Origin of the sequence: Herminiimonas sp. Marseille-P9896, assembly GCF_903993245.1 — a bacterium.
Classification (GTDB): Bacteria; Pseudomonadota; Gammaproteobacteria; order Burkholderiales; family Burkholderiaceae_D; genus Oxalicibacterium; species Oxalicibacterium contaminans.
The window spans coordinates 291,284-312,364 of the sequence record NZ_CAJEVT010000003.1; the positions used below are offsets into that span (position 1 = coordinate 291,284).

Genomic DNA, 21,081 nt, shown 5'->3' on the forward strand with positions numbered 1-21,081 from the left:
GCACACGGTCGAACGTATTAGAATAGACCTATGGCAATTAAGCATGACGATGGTACGGTCCTTATGCGGCAAGAGCAAAAACTCAAGCCGCCGTCTATGTATCAGGTGTTATTGCTGAATGATGACTACACGCCGATGGAATTCGTCGTGATGATTCTTCAGGAATACTTTAGTAAAGATCGTGAGACAGCAACGCAAATCATGCTCATGGTTCACCGCGACGGAAAAGGTATTTGTGGCGTGTATCCGAAAGATATCGCGTCTACGAAAGTTGAGCTGGTTTTGAACCACGCCCGAAAAGCGGGGCATCCCCTGCAGTGCGTGATGGAGGAAGTATGATTGCGCAGGAATTAGAAGTCAGTTTGCATATGGCGTTTGTCGAAGCAAGACAGGCGCGCCATGAGTTTATCACCGTCGAGCATTTGCTCCTTGCGCTGCTGGATAATCCATCAGCTGCCGAGGTTCTGCGTGCTTGTGCGGTCAATATTGAAGACCTGCGTAAAACGTTGACCAATTTTATTGGCGACAATACGCCTACGGTGCCTGGTGCCGCTGAGGTCGATACCCAACCTACACTTGGTTTCCAACGCGTGATTCAACGCGCGATCATGCATGTCCAGTCTGCTTCCAACGGCAAGAAGGAAGTGACAGGCGCAAACGTGCTGGTTGCCATCTTTGGCGAAAAAGATTCACACGCTGTTTATTACTTGCACCAGCAAGGTGTGACACGTCTCGACGTAGTCAATTTCATTTCGCATGGCGTGCGCAAGGATCAACAAAGCGATGCGCAAAAAGCACCTGAAGGTGCCGAGGATGCGCCGTCGGCTGAAGGACAGCAAAAAGAAAGTGCGCTGGATCAGTTCACGCAAAATCTGAACAAGATGGCGAGCGAAGGCAAGATCGATCCGCTGATCGGCCGCGAAGGCGAGGTCGAGCGCGTGATCCAAACCTTGTGCCGTCGTCGCAAAAACAATCCGCTGCTGGTAGGTGAAGCTGGTGTCGGCAAAACCGCTATCGCGGAAGGCCTGGCATGGCGCATCACGCAAGGCGATGTCCCTGAAGTCCTGCAGAACGCTGTCGTCTATTCACTGGACATGGGCGCTTTGCTGGCCGGTACCAAATATCGCGGTGACTTCGAGCAACGCCTGAAAGCAGTGCTCAAGCAACTGAAAGATAACCCTAACGGCATCCTGTTCATCGACGAAATCCACACCATCATCGGTGCGGGTTCGGCTTCGGGCGGCACGCTGGACGCATCCAACTTGCTGAAACCGGCTTTGTCGAATGGTCAGTTGAAATGCATAGGCGCGACTACCTTTACCGAATTCCGCGGTGTCTTTGAAAAAGACCATGCCTTGTCACGTCGTTTCCAAAAGATCGATGTGAACGAGCCTACCGTCGAACAAACCATACAGATTCTGCGTGGCTTGAAATCGCGTTTCGAAGAACATCATGGCGTGAAGTATTCGGCTTCGGCGCTGACTTCAGCAGCTGAGTTGGCAGCACGCTTTATTAACGACCGTCACTTGCCGGACAAGGCAATCGACGTGATCGATGAGGCGGGTGCAGCACAACGCATCCTGCCGAAGTCCAAGCAAAAGAAAACCATCGGCAAATCCGAGATCGAGGACATCATTTCCAAGATCGCGCGTATTCCTGCGCAAACGGTCAATCAGGATGATCGATCCAAGTTGCAGACCATAGAGCGCGATCTGAAGAATGTCGTGTTTGGTCAGGATCCTGCGTTGGAAGCGTTGGGTTCGGCGATCAAGGTCGCACGCGCTGGCCTGGGTAAAGCAGACAAGCCTATCGGCTCCTTCCTGTTCTCCGGTCCTACCGGTGTCGGTAAAACCGAAGCAGCGAAACAGCTGGCTTTCCTGATGGGCATAGACCTGATTCGTTTCGATATGTCCGAGTATATGGAACGTCATGCGGTCAGCCGCCTGATCGGTGCGCCGCCGGGTTATGTCGGTTTCGATCAGGGTGGTTTGCTGACCGAAGCGATTACCAAGAAGCCGCATGCAGTCCTGCTGCTGGATGAAATCGAAAAGGCACATCCGGATATTTTCAATATCCTGTTGCAAGTGATGGATCACGGCACCTTGACTGATAACAATGGTCGTAAAGCGGATTTCCGCAATGTGATCATCATCATGACGACGAATGCTGGTGCTGAAAGCCTGCAGAAACGTACTATCGGTTTCACCGAGAAGAAAGAAACCGGCGACGAGATGGCGGATATCAAGCGCATGTTTACGCCTGAATTCCGCAATCGCCTGGATGCCATCATCAGCTTCCGTGCACTGGATGAAGAAATCATCCTGCGTGTGGTTGATAAATTCCTGATGCAGTTGGAAGAGCAACTGCACGAGAAGAAAGTAGAAGCCATCTTCACCGAGAAGCTGCGTACTTTCCTCGCGAAGAAAGGATTTGATCCGCTGATGGGTGCACGTCCGATGTCGCGTCTGATCCAGGACATGATACGCAAAGCACTGGCTGATGAGTTGCTGTTCGGTCGCCTGGTCACTGGTGGCAAGGTCACGGTTGATCTGGACGATAACGATCAGATCAAGCTGGACTTCAGTGAAGGTGATACGGCTCCTCCGGCTGCAACACCGGAGACAGTCGAAGTCGAATAAGCACTGCTTGCACGATAAAAAAAGCCCGAACCACTCAGTGGTCCGGGCTTTTTGATTTTGTGCGCGAGGATGCGCGGATTCAAATCAGGCGATCTGTCCTCAGGCGTGCAAGGCAGCGGCGCATTCCTTGACCAGCGCCGGGCCACGATAAATCAGGCCGGTATACAGTTGAACCAAGGAAGCACCCGCGGCAACCTTTGCTTGCGCATCGCTTCCTGACAGGATGCCGCCTACGCCTATGATAGGCAGCGCGTCACCGAGCTCGCTCTTGAGTGCACGTATGACTTTATTTGACGCTTCGAATACTGGCGCGCCGGACAAGCCACCGGTTTCCTGGGCATGTTTCAGATTCTTGACCGCGTCGCGGCTGACGGTTGTATTTGTCGCGATAACGCCATCCATCTTGTGACGCAACAAGGCTTGCGCGATCGTCTGGATTTGTTCCAGCTCCATATCAGGTGCGATTTTCAAGGCAATCGGGACGTAGCGCTTGTGTTGGTCGGACAGGCGTTGCTGTGCTTCTTTCAGTTGCGATAGCAAGGCGTCCAGTTCGGATGCTCCTTGCAACTGACGCAGGTTTTTGGTGTTGGGCGATGAGATGTTGACCGTCACGTAGCTGGCGTATGGGTACACCTTCTCCAGGCAGATCAGGTAATCATCGACTGCGCGCTCGATCGGTGTATCGGCGTTCTTGCCGATGTTCAGGCCAAGTACACCTTCCTTGTTTTGATAAAACTTCGAAGCCCTGACGTTGGCAACGAAAGCATCTGCGCCGCCATTGTTGAAGCCCATGCGGTTGATGATGGCGTTTGCCTGCGGCAGGCGGAACATGCGTGGCATCGCGTTGCCAGGTTGCGCGCGTGGAGTGACGGTGCCGACCTCGATCGAACCGAATCCCAGCGTCGCCAGGCCATCGATATAGGCGCCGTCCTTGTCCAGGCCAGCAGCCAGGCCGACTGGATTCGGAAAAGTGATGCCCATTACGGTACGTGGATCGTGCGCTGGTTTGACGATGGACGAAGTCAGGCCCAGTGCAGCGGCGCGGCGTAGTGCTGGCAGGGTCAGGTTGTGGGCGGCTTCCGGATCGATGGCGAACAGGAAAGGGCGCGCGAGGGCGTAGAGAAGTTTGTCGGACACGGTAAGGATCAGGTTGGTAGATCAAAGGGCTGGTCAACTGGGCGCAGGCATGCGAACAGCTGATTTGCGAACCCTGTATTTTACCGCGTGGACGAGGGATCGACGAGCGGAAGCGGGATCCATTCACCTTGTTGCAAGGCTTCCAGCGGCTGGAAATTGGTTTTATAGGACATTTTCGGGCTTTCCTTGATCCAGTAGCCCAGATAGATGTAGGGCATCTGCAGCGCCTGCGCCTGGGCGATTTGCCACAGGATGTTGTAGGTACCGTAGGAAGCGTTTTGTGGTGCCGGATCGTAGAAGGTGTAGACCGACGACAAACCGTCGTCCAGCACGTCGATGATGCTGACCATGCGCAGCGTGCCGTCGTCTTCGCGGAATTCCACCAGGCGTGTGTTGACTTTGCTTTGCAACAGGAACTGCGCGTATTGCTCGCGGCTGTCCTGGTCCATGCCGCCACCAGCATGCCGTGCGGTCTGATAGCGCAGATACAGGTCGTAGTGTTCAGCCAGATAGGTCAGCTTGGTGACGGACGTTTGCAAATCACTATGCTTGGTCTGCGCGCGGCGCTGGCTGCGGTTCGGTACGAATTCCGCGACTTTGATGCGCACTGGGGTGCAAGCCTGGCAGCCGTCACAGTAGGGGCGATAGGTGAAGATGCCGCTACGACGGAAGCCGTTCTTGACCAGTTCGGAATAAACGTCAGCGTTGATCAGATGGGAAGGAGTGGCGACTTGTGAGCGCGCCTGCCGTCCATCCAGATAGCTGCACGGGTAGGGTGCAGTTGCGTAGAACTGGAGCGTGGAGAACGGTAATTCCTTAGGGTGCGTCATGATTGCGTACTTAGTTAAGTTCCGAATTCGCTCGTTCCGAATTCGTAAGTTCCGAGTTCGCGACTTCGTCGGCTAAATCAATATCAGACAGCTGTTCTAACAATAATACTTCAGGAGTTCGGAAACAATGCAATTGGCTGCCAATCTTTTATTTGCGGGCCGCCTGCAGCCTGGCGCAAGCGTGAAATAAATTCCGTACGTGCGATCGGTGCTGCACCCAACGAGGCCAAATGCGCGGTCTCTTGCTGGCAGTCTATCATCGAAACCCCATGCTTACCCAGGAAGTGTACGAGGTAGCTCAATGCAATCTTGGATGCATCGGGTACCCGTGCAAACATGGACTCGCCATAGAACATATGTCCTATGCTGACGCCGTAAGCGCCACCGACCAGTTTCCCTTCCAGCCACAGTTCGGATGAATGTGCATAACCCAGCTTATGCAGACCGACATAACCGGCAACGATTTCATCAGAGATCCAGGTGCCGCCTTCGCCATCACGTGGCTCCGCGCAGGCACGCATGACTTCCTCAAATGCGTGATCGAAGCGGATTTCCCAACGGCCATCGTGACTGTTGATGCTGCGCTGGATTTGTTTGAGTTTCTTTTTAAGGCTGTGTGAGATCTTGAAGTCTTTGACGAACAAGACCATGCGCGGGTCTGTGCTCCACCAAAGTATGGGCTGGCCTTCCGAGAACCACGGGAAAATCCCGTTGCGATAAGCCTCCAGCAAACGCCCCGGGGACAGGTCGGCACCCGCCGCCAGTAAGCCAGCTGCGCCATCTGCTTCCGTTAAGGCGCTGGAAACATTCGGGAACGGATCATCCGCTTCCAGCCATGGAATCATGCGGCTTCCCTGTTTTGGCTCATTGCTTCGTTCATTTTTGGTGCGTTATCCGTGTTTCTTTGAGGTAAGTAAATATTATCTTTAAAAATCAATGCTTTATAAAAATCACCAAAATGGAACGATTTTTGCTTTTATGGTGCGTTCGATTATCCGCTACGCACACATATTGGGAGATTTTTGCATGGATGCACTCAAACACGGCACAGACGCATTATTCATCATGCTCGGTGCTGTCATGGTCCTGGCTATGCACGCCGGTTTTGCTTTTCTTGAGCTGGGGACAGTGCGCAAGAAAAACCAAGTCAATGCTTTGGTCAAAATATTAGTCGATTTTGCTGTTTCGACCATCGCCTATTTTTTTGTTGGTTACAGCATTGCGTATGGCGTGAGCTTTTTTGGCAGTGCCGAAGTGCTGACTGAGCGTAACGGATATGAACTGGTCAAATTCTTTTTCTTGCTGACGTTTGCCGCTGCGATCCCGGCGATTATTTCGGGCGGCATTGCTGAGCGTGCGCGCTTCCATCCACAGTTATTGGCGACCGCTTTAATCGTTGGTGTGGTGTATCCATTTTTTGAAGGCATCGCATGGAATCAGCACTTCGGCATACAAGCCTGGCTGAACAGTACTTTCGGTGCCAACTTCCATGATTTCGCCGGTTCCATCGTGGTGCATGCGGTGGGTGGCTGGATCGCTTTGCCTGCAGTGCTACTGCTGGGTGCGCGTCGCGGACGTTATACCAAGGAAGGCACGATCGCTGCGCATCCACCGTCCAGTATTCCTTTCCTCGCGCTGGGCGCATGGATACTGACAGTGGGCTGGTTTGGTTTCAATGTGATGAGTGCGCAGACCATGGAGCAGATGAATGGCCTGGTTGCAGTGAACTCATTGATGGCGATGGTGGGTGGTACGTTGGCCGCATTCCTGGCTGGTAAAAACGATCCGGGCTATGTGCACAACGGACCATTGGCGGGTCTGGTCGCTGTATGCGCAGGTTCTAACGTGATGCATCCGCTGGGTGCCTTGATAACAGGCGCTATCGCTGGTCTTATTTTTGTCTGGGCTTTTGCGCTGACACAAAACAAATGGAAGATCGATGACGTGCTCGGTGTCTGGCCTTTGCATGGTTTGTGCGGCGCATGGGGTGGTCTGGCAGCTGGTATCTTTGGTTTGAAATCACTGGGCGGCCTGGGTGGCGTTTCCTTCATGTCGCAACTGATCGGAACCGGCCTGGGTATTTCGATTGCACTGGCTGGTGGCTTCCTGATTTATGGCGCGTTGAAAATGACGGTAGGCATACGCCTTGATCCGGAGCAGGAATTCAATGGTGCTGATTTGTCGATACATAATGTCAGTGCGACACCGGAGCGCGAAACGTATTGGTGATAAAGCTGGGAATAAAAATCATCGTTAAGAAAATGGCGACTCATTTAGTGTGAGTCGCCATTTTTGTTTGCGCGCGAAATCAATCATGTATGAGTAAATGCTTCCGGACTCAACATGGGTTTCAGTATGTCCATCGTGTGGAAACCATAAGAGCCGCCATTCTTGCGGTTGGCATGATCCTGCAGGAAAAATTGCAGGGTGTGGTGCACGGTAGGGAAGGCGATGTCTTCCCATGGGATATCTTCCGGCGCGAATAATTTGACTTCGAGGCTTTCAATTCCCGCTTCGAAATTCAGGTCGAGCAGCGTGGCGCGGTAAAACATATGCACCTGATGTACATGCGGCACATTCAATAAAGAAAACAATTCATGCAGGTGGATATTTGCGCCAGCTTCCTCTGTGGTTTCGCGGATTGCAGCGTTGCTGGTGGTTTCATTGTTTTCCATGAAGCCGGCCGGGAGCGTCCAGTAACCGAGGCGTGGTTCGATCGCGCGCTTGCATAACAGTATGCGCATGTCACCGTCTTCATCCCAGACCGGGATGGAGCCTAATACCATCTTGGGGTTCTGGTAATGGATGGTGCCGCAACTGCTGCATACATAACGTGGACGGTTGTCACCCTCGGGAATCAATAAGGTTACTGGGTGCGCGCACTCGGAACAAAATTTCATAAGGATTACAAATCGTTGAAAAGCCTGGTTATCCGGATCATTACAGACATGATTACAAGGTGAGCAGTGTATCACTGCATAAAGAAGCTGCAATTAAGATTGCTTTGCTCGGCGATACCCTATATAATTCATATCTTCAGACGCGGGGTGGAGCAGTCTGGCAGCTCGTCGGGCTCATAACCCGAAGGTCGTAGGTTCAAATCCTGCCCCCGCAACCAAAGTCTTACAAGTCTTATCAAATCCCGCCCATCATTACATCTCCTCTAAAACGGGCGTCGGATAGCAGTATCAACTGGTTCTCTAACCGGACAATCGATTCCAAAGATGATTGTCGTTGAATATAATTTCTGCACATTGCAACTAAACAGTCGTAAATATCGTAAATGAATATTGCTGAGGCGAAGAAGGTCCTCGAAACAGCGCTACTTTGCGCTCACGAGCCCCTGTCCATAAACGACATGAAGAAGCTTTTTGTCGAAACGGGCGAGACTGACGGACAGATAGGCACAGATGAAATCAAGCAAATGCTTGAAGAGTTGCGTGACGACTGGATAGACAAGGGCATCGAAGTAGTCAGTCTGTCGACCGGCTGGCGCTTCCAGAGCCGTCCGGAGATGAAGATCTATCTGGAGCGTCTGAATCCTGAAAAGCCGCCGAAGTATTCGCGTGCGACGCTGGAGACGTTGGCCATCATTACTTATCGCCAGCCGGTTACGCGCGGCGATATTGAAGAAATCCGTGGTGTCACGGTCAATTCGCAAACCATCAAGATGCTGGAAGACCGTGGCTGGATAGAGTCCATCGGTCATCGCGACGTACCTGGTCGCCCGGCCTTGTTTGCAACCACTAAACATTTCCTTGATGATCTCGGCCTGACTTCGCTGGATCAATTGCCGCCTCTGCAGCAAGTAGAGAAGGGCGATATGCAGGGCAGTGCCTTGCTCGAGATGCAAGGGCTGGAAGCAGAATTGCAAGAACATCTGGATCAGACCGCGATCGATTTCGCTGGTGCTGATGCCGCCAACGCTGAAGTCGCTACAGAAGTGACAGCGGAAGCCGTCGCGACCGAGGTCGTGGCTGAGGCTGATATAGATACAGCAGAGATTGAATCAGTTGCTACTGAAACAGTCGAAGCTGAAGTAACCGATGCTGAAGAAGTCGAAACTGTCGCCGCAGAGCAGGCAGAAGGCGCTGAGGAAGCGGTAACAGAACCAACAGAATTGAATCCTTCGGAATCCGAAGCAGCTATTCCTACCGACGCAGCAGCGCCTGACTTGACGGTCGTTGACGACCCGAGTGAGCACAACCAAGAATTGAATAATGAATCGCCCAACGAAAAATAATACTTCTGATGCATCTGGTCATTATGCGTCTCCATCTGAGCATGCCGGTGAGCAGGCTCCTGCTGCGGCAGAAGGCAGTGGTACGAAACCCGTAAAACGTGGTTTGCGCGGCCCGCGTACATTGCGTCGCGCCCGTAATACGCCGCGTGAAACCAATGAGTCAACAGGCGTAAAAGCAGATGGCGTCGAAGTTGCACAAAATGCAGAGCAAGGCGCAGCGCCAGTTTCTGATGAGGCGCGTAAAGAACGTCCTGCTAATCGCCGCGGCGAGCGCCCACATGGTGCAAAAGGTGGTGCCAAGCAGCAAGGTCGCGGCAAGTCCGCTGGCGCACAACGTGGCGGCAAGCCACATGGCAAGGCAGATAATGCCGACGACGTATTTTCCTTTGTTACTTCGGATGATTTTGACTCGCTGGCGTCGGAAGACAGTGCTGGTGGCAAACGTCGCCATGAACAAAAAACCGTACGCCGCGATTTGACCGCGGATGACGATGCACCGAAATTGCATAAAGTACTGGCGGAAGCCGGTCTCGGTTCGCGTCGTGACATGGAAGAATTGATTATTGCCGGTCGTGTTTCGGTCAATGGCGAGCCTGCCCATATCGGTCAGCGTATCTTGCCGACCGACCAGGTGCGTATTAATGGCAAGCTGATCCAGCGCAAAGTAAGCAAGAAACCGCCGCGCGTACTGGTGTATCACAAGCCTGCCGGTGAAATCGTCAGCATGAACGATCCGGAAGGTCGCCCATCCGTATTTGATCGTCTGCCTTCGATGAAGGCGGCAAAATGGCTGGCCGTTGGTCGTCTCGATTTTAATACCGAAGGTTTGCTGCTGTTTACTACTTCCGGTGATCTGGCGAACCGCCTGATGCATCCACGTTACGGCATCGATCGTGAATACGCAGTGCGTACGCTGGGTGAGCTGGAAGAAGGAATGCGTCAGAAATTGCTGGCTGGCGTTGAGCTGGAAGACGGCATGGCGCAATTCTCCAAAATCGCTGACGGCGGTGGTGAAGGCGTCAATAAATGGTACCGCGTGACCATCGGTGAAGGTCGTAACCGCGAAGTGCGTCGTATGTTTGAAGCGATCGGCCTGACCGTATCGCGTCTGATCCGCACTCGCTATGGTTTGCTGACCTTGCCGAAAAACCTCAAGCGCGGTCGCTGGGAAGAAATGGAAGAACACGCAGTGCGCGGTTTGCTTGCACTCAGTGGTCTTGACAAGAATGCAGGTGAAGCAGGCTCATCCAATAAAGGGCGCTCCGGCAATAGCGGTGAGCGCGTAAACGGTAACCGTGCGCCGCGCAACGAAGCTGGACTCGGTCAGGCACGTGGCCCAGGTCAGTGGCAGGGTGCCGGACAGAACGCAGGGCAGGGCCGTACACAAGGACAAAATCCAGGCAAGCCTAACCGCCAGGGGCAGCAACGTAGCCGCCAGCCAGATCCATTGCAAACATCGTTGGGTTTTCCAGGCATGGGCCAGCCGCGTCGTAGCAACGGACCGCATCGTGGTCCGGGCGGTGGTAACGGTCCCGGCCGTGGTGGCAATGGCCCGCAAGGCGGCCAGCGTCGTCGCTCCAAAGTGTAATTAATTTACTTTTTGTCTCGTTCCATGGCACGTCGTTTGACGAGCCGGATTTAAAAAAGACTGATTTGTTAGCTGTCCGATGGGGCGCCGCGGGGATTCCAACATTGCGGTGCACCAGCTAATCGACTATAATTCGGCAGTTAACGAAGGTCGCCAGCCAAAAAATTATGTTTTTGGCATTGAATTCGGTGGTCAGAATGATAAAAAAGATGGGCAGATGCCCATTTTTTTTTTGTTAAACAGTTTGCATTGTTGTATTCAATTTCGACCTGGTCGTGATTGACGTTATTCGGAGAATTCTTTTGCAGTTGTCGGCACTCATTGAAAAAACCGTGGTTGGCATGGGCTATGAACTGGTCAATTTTGAACAGGCAGCCCGCGGTCTGGTGCGCGTGTTTATCGACTTTACTCCGGAAGATGCGGATAAAGGTTCGATCACGGTAGAGGACTGCGAAAAGGTAACGCACCAGTTGTTGCATGTATTGACGGTTGAAAACGCCAATTATGAGCGCCTGGAAGTGTCGTCACCCGGTCTCGACAGGCCGCTGAAGAAGTTGTCGGATTATGTGCGTTTTGCCGGTGCTGAAGCACTCGTCAAATTGCGCATGCCGATGCCGAATGCGGCGAATCGCAAATCGTTCCAGGGCATTTTGCAGGAACCGGTAGGCGAGACACTCGCGTTGGAATTTGAAGGAAACGATGGGCCGGCGAAGCTCGAATTTACGCTCGCTGATGTAGACAAGGCACATTTAGTGCCACAAGTGAATTTTAGGAGTCGCAAAGCATGAGTCGCGAAATTTTATTGTTGGTTGATGCGCTAGCGCGCGAAAAAAACGTCGATAAGGATATCGTTTTCGGAGCCTTGGAACACGCGCTCGCGCAAGCGACCAAGAAGCGCTATGAAGGCGATGTCGACATCCGTGTATCCATCGATCGCGAAAGCGGCGAATTCGAATCCTTCCGTCGCTGGCACGTCGTGCCTGATGAAGCGGGTCTGCAATTGCCTGATCAGGAAATCCTGCATTTCGAAGCCAAAGAACAAATCGGCGATATCGAAGTGGATGACTATATTGAAGAGCCGATTGAATCGGTCGAATTCGGTCGTCGTTTCGCGCAAGATACCAAACAAGTGGTATTGCAACGCATCCGTGATGCAGAGCGCGAACAAATCCTGGCAGACTTCCTGGAGCGTGGTGATTCGCTGGTTACCGGCACCATCAAGCGTATGGAACGCGGCGACGCGATCGTTGAATCCGGTCGTATCGAAGCACGTCTGCCACGTGACCAAACGATTCCTAAAGAGAACCTGCGTATCGGTGATCGCGTCCGTGCCTACATCCTGCGCATAGATCGCAATGCACGTGGCCCGCAAGTCATCCTGTCGCGCACCGCGCCGGAATTCATCATGAAATTGTTCGAACTGGAAGTTCCGGAAATCGAACAAGGTCTGCTGGAAATCAAATCGGCTGCACGTGATGCAGGTGTACGCGCCAAGATTGCAGTATTCACCAATGACAAGCGTATCGACCCTATCGGTACCTGCGTTGGTATGCGCGGTTCCCGCGTTCAGGCTGTCACCGGTGAACTCGGCGGCGAACGTGTAGATATCGTCTTGTGGTCGGAAGATCCGGCGCAGTTCGTCATTGGTGCGCTGGCTCCGGCCAACGTTTCGTCCATCGTTGTGGATGAAGAAAAGCACGCAATGGACGTCGTGGTCGACGAAGAAAACCTGGCGATCGCTATCGGTCGCGGCGGTCAAAACGTACGCCTGGCTTCGGAATTGACCGGCTGGCAAATCAACATCATGACTGCGGAAGAATCGGCTGATAAATCGCAACTGGAAACAGCTGCGATCCGTGCGCTGTTCATGGAAAAACTGGACGTTGATCAGGAAGTTGCTGACATCCTGGTGGATGAAGGTTTTGCGAGCCTGGAAGAAATTGCTTACGTACCTATCAGCGAAATGCTGGACATCGAATCGTTCGACGAAGATACCGTCAACGAACTGCGCAACCGCGCACGTGATGCACTGGTAACAGAAGCGATTGCTTCCGAAGAAGGTCTGGAAGGCATGGAAGATGCGCTGGCGAATCTGGAAGGTATGGATCGCGTGATGGCAGGCAAACTTGGTTTGGCTGGTGTCAAAACGCTGGCAGCATTCTCGGCCCTGGCCTATGACGAATTTGGCGCGATTCTGGCATTACCGACAGACCGTGCGCGTCAACTGATTGAAGATGAATTTAAAGATGTAACTGACGAAGAGATGAAGCTCATCGATGCTAAATACGATGACCACGCCAAGGCGCTGCAAGCCAAGGTATGGAGCCTCGCGGAAGCGAAGTAATCCCCGAAGCTTGAATTTCATCTAACGCGTTACATAGAAAAGAGGACTGAATGGCGAGTAACAATGTAGCCCAATTTGCCACCGAGCTGAAGATGCCAGCAGACGTATTGCTCACGCAACTGCGGGATGCTGGCGTCGAGAAAAGCTCAACGTCCGACGAATTATCCAAGGCCGACAAGGACAAACTCCTTGATCACCTGCGCCGCGCGCATGGTGTTGCACCAGACGGTGAGAAGAAAAAAATCACACTGACCCGTAAAGAAACGACTGAAATCAAGCAAGCGGATGCCACCGGCAAATCGCGCACGATCCAGGTCGAAGTGCGTAAAAAACGGACTTTCGTAAAACGTGACGAATCCACGCCTGAAGAAGCGCCAGTTAAAGCCGCTGCACCTGTCATCGATGAAGCTGAAGTTGAACGTCGTGCTGAAGAAGCACGTCGTCAGGCGGAGCTGATTGCACGTCAGGAAGCTGACCTGCGCGAAAAACAAGAGCGCCTGGCCAAGCTGGAAGCGGAAAAAGAAGCTCAGGCGCAAGCGTTGAAACAAGCTGAACAAGCTGAAGCAGAAGCACGCAAGGCAGACGCAGCCAAACCGCCGGTAGAAGCGAAAGCGGACGAATCGGCACAGGAAGAGAAAAAACGCGTCGCGGCTGAAGAGAGCAAAAAGAAAGCAGCACAGGCAGCAAAAGATGCAGCCAAGGAAGCGAACGAAAAAGCCGTAGCGACCGAAGCTGCGCGTAAAGCAGTGGCCGATGAAGTAGCGCAGATCAAAGCCATGATGAATGCGCCACGTCGCGCCATCAAAGCGCCTGAGCCTGCAGCACCGGCCGCAGCGAAACCTGCTGAAGGTACTTTGCACAAACCTGCTGATAAAAAAGCCGGTGAGAAAAAAGACGAGAAAAAACCAGCGGTAGCGGCAGACAAGAAGTCGATCAAATCGGCGAATGTCTCGTCCACCTGGCAAGATGACGCGAAAAAACGCGGTGCTGGTATCAAAACCCGTGGCAATACAGCGGGTGGCCGTGATGGCTGGCGTGCAGGCCCTAAAGGTCGCCGTCCTTCGCATCACGAAGAGCGCGAAAGCAATTTCCAGGCTCCAACCGAAGCGATCGTAAAAGACGTGCACGTACCGGAAACGATTACCGTTGCCGAACTCGCGCACAAAATGTCGGTCAAGGCATCCGAAGTCATCAAGCATTTGATGAAACTCGGTCAGATGTGCACCATCAACCAGGTTCTCGATCAGGAAACAGCAATGATTCTGGTCGAAGAAATGGGCCACACGGCGCACGCTGCCAAGCTGGATGATCCGGAAGCATTGCTGGAACAAGGTGCTGAACAGGTGAATGCCGAAGCCTTGCCACGCGCCCCGGTTGTGACCGTTATGGGTCACGTCGATCACGGTAAAACATCGTTGCTGGATTACATCCGTCGCGCCAAGGTTGCATCCGGCGAAGCGGGCGGCATTACCCAGCACATCGGTGCATACCACGTGGAAACACCGCGCGGCATGATTACCTTCCTCGATACACCGGGCCATGAAGCATTTACGGCAATGCGTGCACGCGGTGCGAAAGCAACCGATATCGTGATTCTGGTGGTAGCAGCGGACGACGGCGTGATGCCGCAAACCAAGGAAGCGATTGCACATGCGAAAGCAGCGGGCGTGCCTTTGGTGGTTGCTATCAACAAAATTGATAAACCGGCTGCCAATGCAGATCGTGTTACGCAAGAGCTGATCGCAGAACAAGTTGTGCCGGAAGAATACGGTGGCGATTCGCCTTTCGTTCCTGTCTCGGCAAAAACCGGCCAGGGCATAGACGCCTTGCTCGAACAAGTATTGCTGCAAGCTGAAGTGCTGGAATTGACAGCACCGGTAGATGCACCTGCACGTGGTCTGGTGGTTGAAGCCAAACTCGATAAAGGTCGCGGTCCGGTCGCTACCATCCTGGTGCAGTCCGGTACCCTCAAGCGCGGCGATGTCGTGCTGGCAGGTTCGGCCTACGGTCGCGTTCGTGCGATGCTGGATGAAAACGGCAAGAGCATTACCGAAGCAGGTCCTTCGATTCCTGTAGAGATCCAGGGTCTGACCGAAGTACCGAACGCCGGTGAAGAAGTCATGGTCATGGCTGACGAACGCAAAGCGCGTGAAATCGGTCTGTTCCGTCAAGGTAAATTCCGCGACGTGAAACTGGCGAAACAGCAGGCAGCGAAACTGGAAAACATGTTCGAGAACATGGGCGAAGGCGAAGTCAAAAACCTGCCTATGATTATCAAAACCGACGTACAAGGTTCGCAGGAAGCACTGGTTGGTTCCTTGCAGAAACTGTCGACCAGCGAAGTGCGTGTGCAGGTTGTGCATGCAGCGGTGGGTGGTATTTCCGAATCCGACGTCAACCTCGCGGTTGCCTCGAAAGCGGTCATCATCGGCTTTAATACTCGTGCAGATGCACAAGCACGCAAACTGGCAGAAGCCAACGGCGTTGACATTCGTTACTACAACATCATTTACGATGCAGTAGACGAAATCAAAGCGGCGATGTCGGGCATGCTGGCGCCAGAGAAGCGCGAACAGTCCCTGGGTCTGGTCGAGATTCGTCAGGTTATCCTGGTCAGCAAAGTCGGCGCGATTGCCGGTTGCTACGTACTCGAAGGCCTGGTACGACGCGGTTCGTCGGTACGCTTGCTGCGCGACAACGTCGTCGTGTGGACAGGCGAACTGGATTCGTTGAAACGCTTCAAGGACGATGCAAAAGAAGTCAAAGCTGGCTTCGAATGCGGTCTGACCCTGAAAAACTTCAACGACATCAAAGAAGGCGATCAACTCGAAGTCTTCGAAGTCCAGGAAATCGCGCGTACACTGTAAAGTACCTGCCGGGAAGGGATATTTCCCTTCCATGTATCACTTGATCGCATCGGCCGGCTTAGTTGCTAGCCGATGCGAAATTATTTTTGCAGCACCGTTTTATCGTTAGAATAGTTTATGGCCAAACACAGTAAATCCATTCCCGGACGCGGCTTGCGCGTCGCAGACCAGATCCAGCGCGATCTGTCTGAAATCATCGCGTTCGAGTTGAAAGACCCGCGCGTAGGGATGGTCACGATTACCGAAGTTCAGGTCACACCGGATTACGCCCATGCAAAAGTGTTCTTCACCATGCTGAGCGACAAGAAGGATGACATCAAGAACACGGTGTCGGGTTTGACTGCCGCCTCCGGTTTCATCCGTGGCCAGCTCGGTCGTCGCCTGACCATACATACTTTGCCGGAACTGCATTTCGTGCACGATACCTCGACTTCACGCGGGATAGAAATGTCCAAGCTGATCGATGAAGCCAATGCCAGCCGTGCCAAGGATGCGGAAGACTGATCTTCTGCTCCTGACTGTCCGTGTACATGCATAGGGCAGTCTCTCTTTTCATATTCTGTGGTCTGTTCCGGCGCGATGCCTGTAGCGGCCCTGACTTAGCTAAACGCATACCTGCTGATCCATCATGGCGACAAATCACATCAAGAAAAAGCGTGTGCCGGTTCACGGCGTACTGCTGCTCGATAAACAAGTTGGTGTCTCCAGCAATGATGCATTGATCAAGGCGAAATGGCTGTTGAGCGCGCTGAAAGCAGGGCATACCGGTACGCTGGATCCGTTTGCAACTGGACTGTTGCCTTTGTGTTTTGGCGAGGCCACCAAGTTTGCGCAAGACTTGCTGGATGCCGACAAGACTTACGAAACCGTAGTCCATCTCGGCATCACCACTAATACCGGTGACACCGAAGGTGAAGTACTCGAAACCAAACCGGTTGATATCACGCGTGAACAAATTGACGCGGTGCTGGCGCAATTCCGTGGCGACATCATGCAAGTGCCGCCTATGTACTCTGCGCTCAAACGCGACGGCAAGCCTTTGTACGAATATGCGCGCGCCGGGATTACGCTGGAACGTGAAGCGCGTCCGGTGACCATTCATTTGCTGGAATTCGTAACTTACCAGGCACCGTTCCTGACCTTGCGCGTACAGTGCAGCAAAGGCACTTACATCCGCGCACTGGGTGAGGACATCGGTGCAGCACTCGGTTGTGGTGCGCATTTGAATGCCTTGCGACGCGTACAGGTAGGCGATTTATTTATCGATAGAGCAATAACGATAGAACAACTGATCGCAACCGAAGAAGGCGCGCGTAGCGCATTGCTGGCTCCGGTTGATGCCTTGCTGACATCTTTCCCTGCGCTGTATCTGTCGGAAGAATTGGCCCGCCGTTTCCTGCATGGCCAGCGTCTGGCGCTGGGTAAGGAAAATGTTGTTGTCCCGGAACAGGAGGGACGGGTACGGGTCTATCGTGACGCGGATAAGGCCTTGCTCGGCACCGGCTTGTTGCAGGAATACAGCATTTTGGCACCAGAAAGATTGATCTCTACCAATCAAAACGTCCCGGCCTGACGCGGATTTTCAGCCGATTCCGGGCGATCTGTTTCTATTTTCTTAACGTGGCAGCGTCATTAATCTGTCACATAAAACGCAGCAAGCCATTGAAATATCAAGGGTTTCCAGGAATCGAACGGGGCTTGCTGTGCTATAATCTGCGGCTTTCCAAATTCAGCACCACCCAACCGTAAAAAACGACTATGTCAAACTCAAAACGCGCTATTCGTAACATTGCCATCATCGCCCACGTTGATCACGGCAAAACCACGCTTGTTGACCAATTATTGCGTCAGTCAGGCACTTTCCGTGACAACCAGCAGGTTGATGCACGCGTGATGGACTCGAACGACATCGAAAAAGAACGTGGTATCACGATTCTGTCGAAGAACTGCGCGGTTGAGTACAAAGGCACACACATCAACATCGTTGATACCCCAGGCCACGCCGACTTCGGTGGTGAAGTGGAACGTGTTTTGTCGATGGTAGACAGTGTGTTGTTGCTGGTGGATGCACAAGAAGGCCCGATGCCACAAACGCGTTTCGTTACGCGTAAAGCACTGGCACTCGGCCTGAAACCTATCGTTGTGTTGAACAAAATTGACCGTCCGGGCGCACGCGCTGAATGGGCGATCAACGCAACTTTCGAATTGTTCGACAAACTGGGCGCAACCGAAGAACAACTCGATTTCCCTATCGTTTATGCATCCGGCCTGAACGGCTATGCTGGCCTGACCCCGGACGTACGCGGTGGCGACATGGAACCATTGTTCGACGCGATCCTGGAACACGTTCCAGCGCGTGAAGATGATCCTGATGCACCTCTGCAACTGCAAATCACCTCGCTCGAATACTCGTCCTACGTCGGTAAAATCGGCGTTGGCCGTATCCTGGCTGGTCGTATCAAAGGCGGTCAAGACGTAGTCTGGATGAACGGTCCTGAAGACAAACCAACCAAAGCACGTATCAACCAGGTTCTGACTTTCAAAGGTCTGGATCGCGTACTGGTAGACGAAGCACTGGCAGGCGACATCGTCCTGATCAACGGTATCGAAGAAATCGGCATCGGTTCCACCATCTCGTCGCAAGACAACCCGGTTGGCTTGCCTATGTTGAAGGTCGACGAACCAACCCTGACCATGAACTTCATGGTTAACAGCTCGCCATTGGCTGGCCGCGAAGGTAAATTCGTGACCACACGTCAAATCCGCGATCGCCTGGAAAAAGAATTGAAAGCCAACATGGCGCTGCGCGTCGTGCAATCTGAAACTGATGATTCGACCTACGAAGTGTCGGGTCGCGGTGAATTGCACCTCACCATCCTGATCGAAAACATGCGTCGCGAAGGCTTCGAGCTGGCAGTATCGCGTCCACGCGTAGTTTTCAAAATGGTAGACGGTGTACGTCACGAGCCATATGAAAACCTGACCGTTGACGTCGAAGAAACCCATCAAGGTGGTGTGATGGAAGAACTCGGTCGTCGTCGTGGTGACCTGCAAAACATGGAACCGGACGGCAAAGGTCGTGTACGTCTGGAATACCATATTCCTGCACGTGGCCTGATCGGCTTCCAGGGCGAATTCATGACATTGACACGCGGTACCGGCTTGATGAGCCACGTGTTTGATGACTACGCACCAGTTGACGCTTCCAAGGGTGACCTGGGCGGCCGTCGCAACGGCGTGCTGATCTCGCAAGATGACGGCGCAGCAGTTGCATACGCAATCTGGAAACTGCAAGATCGCGGCCGTATGTTCGTGAACCACAACGATCCGGTCTACGAAGGCATGATCATCGGTATCCACTCGCGTGATAACGATCTGGTCGTCAATCCGATCAAAGGTAAGCAACTGACCAACGTTCGTTCGTCCGGTACAGATGAAGCGGTGCGCCTGGTACCACCTATCGAAATGTCGCTCGAATACGCTGTTGAGTTCATCGACGACGACGAATTGGTTGAAGTCACACCGAAGAGCATCCGTCTGCGCAAACGCTTCCTGAAAGAGCACGAGCGTAAAAAAGCAGGCCGTGACGCTGCGTAATAACTGAGTACGCGTTTCGTCATCGAAGCGCTGCCCGAAAAAAACCGCTGATTCCCTGGATCAGCGGTTTTTTTTCGCCTGTCATTCGCAAGGCGGGTGAGGGCTTTGTTGTATGGATTCCATAAATTACCAGGATGCTTGCAACAACTTCGATCGTTCAAATATAATTGAGAATAATTCCCATTTATATTTGGAGTGCTTCGCAGCTGCTCACCTCATGTCAACAGCCGATAACCCTGTGCCGACTATTGAAGTCCTCTACAGCGATCATCACGGATGGCTGCAGGGCTGGTTGCGTCGCAAGCTGGGGGATTCCTTTGCTGCCGCCGACCTGGCGCAGGATACTTTCGTCAGTGTGATTACGACCGGCACCGCTGCTGACATCCGTGAACCACGTCCTTTCCTGACTACTATCGCGCGTCGCCTGATGACACATCGCCATCGTCGCCAGTTGCTGGAAGATAGCTATTTGCAGGCACTGGCTGCGATGCCGGAAGAGTCGCTGCCTTCACCAGAAACACAGTTGCTGGCGCTGGAGGCAGTCAAGCAGATAGACGATGCGCTCGATGGTTTGGCATCCAGGGTCAGGGAAGCCTTCTTGCTGGCGCATCTGGAAGGGCTGAGTTACGCGCAGATTGCTGAACGTTTGCAAGTCTCGGCCAGCTCGGTCAAACAATATCTGTCGCTGGCCAACCGTCAGTGCCTGTTTGCGCTGGCGGCCTGACGCGATGACATCCATGAACATCGCCGCGAATACAAACAAGATGCCGCCGCTGGCGCACGGACGGGTAATCAGTGAAGATACGGCCAACGCTGCCGCCGATTGGCTGACCTTGTTGATGTCGGGCGAGGCGACTGATGCGGACCGACTGTGCTGGCTGCAATGGCGCAAGGAGCAGCCCGATCATGAATTGGCGTGGCAACACATAGAAGCGGTCACTGGGCGCTTCAAATCGCTGCCGACGCAGGCTGCATATCAAAGTCTTTCACCGCTGGCGAATCCGACACTGGCTGCACCGCAGCGACGCAAAGCGGTCCGTACCTTGCTGTGGTTTGCAGTCGTTGGCGTAAGCGGCACACTCGCTACCCGCACACAAACCTGGCAGCAGACAGTCGCCGACTATCGCACTGCGACTGGCGAACAGCGTAGCCTGACGCTGGATGACGGCACACGCATCACACTCAATACCGCCAGTGCCATCAATGTGCGCTTCGATAAGAAGCAACGCCTGGTGCGACTGGTCAGCGGCGAGATGATGATAGTGACCGGCCACGCCGGAACGGAAGAGCGCCCCTTCATTATTGAAACCGCTGAAGGTAGGGTGCGCGCCTTGGGTACTGAGTTCACAGTACGTCAGCGCGACGGCAGTACGACCGTAACCGTACTTGAAAGCCGGGTAGAGGTCACACCTGCACACGCCAGCAGTTATTTGCTGAACGCGGGTGAGGGCATCACTTTCACGGGTGATGGTTTGGGTGAGCAGGTCAGCATAGATGCACAGTCGGCTGCATGGACCCGGCAACAAATCATTGCTGATAACGTACGCCTGGCTGATTTTATCGCCGACCTGAGTCGCTATCGCGCGGGTGTGATGCGCTGTGATCCGGCGGTGGCCGATCTGCGTTTCTCGGGTGTGTTCCCGCTGGGTGATACCGATCGCATTCTCGCCATGTTGCCAAATACCCTGCCTATCCAGGTGCGTACACGCACGCGCTATTGGGTGACGCTGGAAGCGGCGTCATAAACGCTTCTTCAAATATTTTTAATTATTTTCATTATTGTTCTGCCCGATTTTGATTTTCAAGGCACCTACAAGTATGGGCTTCATTTTTAGC

At 53.3% G+C, this 21,081-nt stretch carries 17 protein-coding genes and 1 tRNA gene; 14 read left to right on the forward strand and 4 right to left on the reverse strand.

The features are described from left to right. The first annotated feature begins 30 nt into the window (after positions 1–30). Together clpS and clpA are read left to right on the forward strand one after the other, a co-directional pair. On the forward strand, positions 31–339 hold the full coding sequence (gene clpS / locus H7U06_RS11760) for an ATP-dependent Clp protease adapter ClpS (RefSeq protein WP_011871837.1): 309 nt from the start codon (positions 31–33) through the stop codon (positions 337–339). Further along, a complete protein-coding gene (gene clpA, locus H7U06_RS11765; protein WP_175626350.1) occupies positions 336–2,639 on the forward strand; it encodes an ATP-dependent Clp protease ATP-binding subunit ClpA in 2,304 nt (767 codons plus the stop codon). The genes clpS and clpA overlap by 4 nt, the downstream gene beginning before the upstream one ends. A 99-nt stretch (positions 2,640–2,738) precedes the next feature. Here clpA and H7U06_RS11770 read toward each other — a convergent pair whose 3' ends face one another. The 3 genes from H7U06_RS11770 to aat form a co-directional block, all read right to left on the reverse strand. After that, positions 2,739–3,776, reverse strand: coding sequence for a quinone-dependent dihydroorotate dehydrogenase (locus tag H7U06_RS11770; RefSeq protein ID WP_175626351.1), 1,038 nt, complete (start codon positions 3,774–3,776; stop codon positions 2,739–2,741). Positions 3,777–3,856: 80 nt separating this feature from the next. Further along, the gene (locus H7U06_RS11775; RefSeq protein ID WP_175626352.1) at positions 3,857–4,606 is read right to left on the reverse strand and encodes an arginyltransferase; all 750 of its coding nucleotides are present in this window, start codon (positions 4,604–4,606) and stop codon (positions 3,857–3,859) included. Between the two features lie 110 nt (positions 4,607–4,716). After that, positions 4,717–5,451, reverse strand: coding sequence for a leucyl/phenylalanyl-tRNA--protein transferase (aat, locus tag H7U06_RS11780; RefSeq protein ID WP_175626353.1), 735 nt, complete (start codon positions 5,449–5,451; stop codon positions 4,717–4,719). 181 nt (positions 5,452–5,632) lie between these two features. On the opposite strand from aat, the gene H7U06_RS11785 reads away from it, so the two are divergent. Beyond that, positions 5,633–6,835, forward strand: coding sequence for an ammonium transporter (locus H7U06_RS11785; RefSeq protein ID WP_175626354.1), 1,203 nt, complete (start codon positions 5,633–5,635; stop codon positions 6,833–6,835). Positions 6,836–6,918: 83 nt separating this feature from the next. Here H7U06_RS11785 and H7U06_RS11790 read toward each other — a convergent pair whose 3' ends face one another. Beyond that, complete coding sequence (locus H7U06_RS11790) at positions 6,919–7,506, reverse strand: NUDIX hydrolase (RefSeq protein ID WP_175626355.1); 588 nt, start codon at positions 7,504–7,506, stop codon at positions 6,919–6,921. Positions 7,507–7,647: 141 nt separating this feature from the next. On the opposite strand from H7U06_RS11790, the gene H7U06_RS11795 reads away from it, so the two are divergent. The 11 genes from H7U06_RS11795 to H7U06_RS11845 all read left to right on the forward strand — a co-directional run bounded on the left by H7U06_RS11795 (position 7,648) and on the right by H7U06_RS11845 (position 20,990). After that, positions 7,648–7,724: transfer RNA gene (locus H7U06_RS11795), tRNA-Met, on the forward strand. 165 nt (positions 7,725–7,889) lie between these two features. Next, positions 7,890–8,849 (forward strand): SMC-Scp complex subunit ScpB, encoded by a 960-nt coding sequence (scpB, locus tag H7U06_RS11800; protein ID WP_175626356.1) that lies wholly within the window; start codon positions 7,890–7,892, stop codon positions 8,847–8,849. Beyond that, positions 8,827–10,437 carry a 23S rRNA pseudouridine(2605) synthase RluB gene (gene rluB, locus H7U06_RS11805; protein WP_175626357.1) on the forward strand — a complete coding sequence of 537 codons (1,611 nt, stop codon included), beginning with the start codon at positions 8,827–8,829 and terminating at the stop codon, positions 10,435–10,437. Before scpB ends, rluB begins: the two co-directional genes overlap by 23 nt. A 302-nt stretch (positions 10,438–10,739) precedes the next feature. After that, positions 10,740–11,225 carry a ribosome maturation factor RimP gene (gene rimP / locus H7U06_RS11810; RefSeq protein ID WP_124575364.1) on the forward strand — a complete coding sequence of 162 codons (486 nt, stop codon included), beginning with the start codon at positions 10,740–10,742 and terminating at the stop codon, positions 11,223–11,225. After that, on the forward strand, positions 11,222–12,781 hold the full coding sequence (nusA, locus tag H7U06_RS11815; protein ID WP_175626358.1) for a transcription termination factor NusA: 1,560 nt from the start codon (positions 11,222–11,224) through the stop codon (positions 12,779–12,781). Before rimP ends, nusA begins: the two co-directional genes overlap by 4 nt. 50 nt (positions 12,782–12,831) lie before the next feature. Next, on the forward strand, positions 12,832–15,648 hold the full coding sequence (gene infB, locus H7U06_RS11820) for a translation initiation factor IF-2 (protein WP_175626359.1): 2,817 nt from the start codon (positions 12,832–12,834) through the stop codon (positions 15,646–15,648). A 117-nt stretch (positions 15,649–15,765) separates the two neighbouring features. Then, the gene (gene rbfA / locus H7U06_RS11825) at positions 15,766–16,152 is read left to right on the forward strand and encodes a 30S ribosome-binding factor RbfA (protein ID WP_175626360.1); all 387 of its coding nucleotides are present in this window, start codon (positions 15,766–15,768) and stop codon (positions 16,150–16,152) included. Between the two features lie 124 nt (positions 16,153–16,276). Beyond that, positions 16,277–17,221: a tRNA pseudouridine(55) synthase TruB gene (truB, locus tag H7U06_RS11830; RefSeq protein ID WP_175626361.1), complete on the forward strand. Its 945-nt coding sequence runs from the start codon at positions 16,277–16,279 to the stop codon at positions 17,219–17,221. Between the two features lie 185 nt (positions 17,222–17,406). Further along, a complete protein-coding gene (gene typA / locus H7U06_RS11835; protein WP_175626362.1) occupies positions 17,407–19,245 on the forward strand; it encodes a translational GTPase TypA in 1,839 nt (612 codons plus the stop codon). A 217-nt stretch (positions 19,246–19,462) separates the two neighbouring features. Beyond that, entirely contained in the window at positions 19,463–19,969 is a 507-nt protein-coding gene (locus tag H7U06_RS11840) for a sigma-70 family RNA polymerase sigma factor (protein ID WP_175626363.1), read from the forward strand. 4 nt (positions 19,970–19,973) lie between these two features. Then, positions 19,974–20,990 carry a FecR domain-containing protein gene (locus H7U06_RS11845; RefSeq protein ID WP_254873228.1) on the forward strand — a complete coding sequence of 339 codons (1,017 nt, stop codon included), beginning with the start codon at positions 19,974–19,976 and terminating at the stop codon, positions 20,988–20,990. The last annotated feature ends 91 nt before the right edge of the window (positions 20,991–21,081 follow it).

What these genes read in the sequence shown, in the direction of transcription:
- scpB (WP_175626356.1), top strand. Translation starts at nt 7,890, where the DNA reads ATGAATATTGCTGAGGCGAAGAAGGTCCTCGAAACAGCGCTACTTTGC.
- clpA (WP_175626350.1), top strand. Translation starts at nt 336, where the DNA reads ATGATTGCGCAGGAATTAGAAGTCAGTTTGCATATGGCGTTTGTCGAA.
- H7U06_RS11790 (WP_175626355.1), bottom strand. Translation starts at nt 7,506, where the DNA reads ATGAAATTTTGTTCCGAGTGCGCGCACCCAGTAACCTTATTGATTCCC.
- infB (WP_175626359.1), top strand. Translation starts at nt 12,832, where the DNA reads ATGGCGAGTAACAATGTAGCCCAATTTGCCACCGAGCTGAAGATGCCA.
- H7U06_RS11785 (WP_175626354.1), top strand. Translation starts at nt 5,633, where the DNA reads ATGGATGCACTCAAACACGGCACAGACGCATTATTCATCATGCTCGGT.
- rluB (WP_175626357.1), top strand. Translation starts at nt 8,827, where the DNA reads ATGAATCGCCCAACGAAAAATAATACTTCTGATGCATCTGGTCATTAT.
- H7U06_RS11775 (WP_175626352.1), bottom strand. Translation starts at nt 4,606, where the DNA reads ATGACGCACCCTAAGGAATTACCGTTCTCCACGCTCCAGTTCTACGCA.
- nusA (WP_175626358.1), top strand. Translation starts at nt 11,222, where the DNA reads ATGAGTCGCGAAATTTTATTGTTGGTTGATGCGCTAGCGCGCGAAAAA.
- aat (WP_175626353.1), bottom strand. Translation starts at nt 5,451, where the DNA reads ATGATTCCATGGCTGGAAGCGGATGATCCGTTCCCGAATGTTTCCAGC.
- truB (WP_175626361.1), top strand. Translation starts at nt 16,277, where the DNA reads ATGGCGACAAATCACATCAAGAAAAAGCGTGTGCCGGTTCACGGCGTA.
- rbfA (WP_175626360.1), top strand. Translation starts at nt 15,766, where the DNA reads ATGGCCAAACACAGTAAATCCATTCCCGGACGCGGCTTGCGCGTCGCA.
- clpS (WP_011871837.1), top strand. Translation starts at nt 31, where the DNA reads ATGGCAATTAAGCATGACGATGGTACGGTCCTTATGCGGCAAGAGCAA.
- H7U06_RS11845 (WP_254873228.1), top strand. Translation starts at nt 19,974, where the DNA reads ATGACATCCATGAACATCGCCGCGAATACAAACAAGATGCCGCCGCTG.
- typA (WP_175626362.1), top strand. Translation starts at nt 17,407, where the DNA reads ATGTCAAACTCAAAACGCGCTATTCGTAACATTGCCATCATCGCCCAC.
- H7U06_RS11840 (WP_175626363.1), top strand. Translation starts at nt 19,463, where the DNA reads ATGTCAACAGCCGATAACCCTGTGCCGACTATTGAAGTCCTCTACAGC.